Origin of the sequence: Halomonas sp. SIMBA_159 (assembly GCF_046536035.1) — a bacterium.
Lineage (GTDB): Bacteria > Pseudomonadota > Gammaproteobacteria > Pseudomonadales > Halomonadaceae > Vreelandella > Vreelandella venusta_A.
The window spans coordinates 1-260 of the sequence record NZ_JAWJBT010000896.1 but is presented as its reverse complement, the minus strand read 5'-3'; the positions used below and the strand labels follow the sequence as shown (position 1 = coordinate 260).

Here is a 260-nt window from a genome sequence, read left to right as displayed (position 1 = left end):
CTGATGGCAAGTTATGATGACGGCGTCAATGTGGGGTTCTGGGATGGCTACAGACAAAAACGTGGCCTGGCATGGAAACAACAGCTGGAAGTCCTGCCCTTACCAGAACACAAGGCATTTACCGGGCGTCTGTTAAAACAGCAAAATGTCGATCCGCAATGGGAAGCGCATCAGGCACCTGCGTCTATGATTGCGGAAGTCACCCGCCAGGTTAACCTGATGCATAATGTGTCTGCCACAGATGAGGCGCAAACACTGCC

The 260-nt window shown here is 52.3% G+C and carries 1 protein-coding gene; it reads left to right on the top strand.

Annotated features, from left to right (window positions below; all coding sequences use genetic code 11):
- On the top strand, window positions 1–260 hold a 260-nt coding region (locus R0J87_RS21840; protein ID WP_498888929.1), incomplete at both ends, for a hypothetical protein.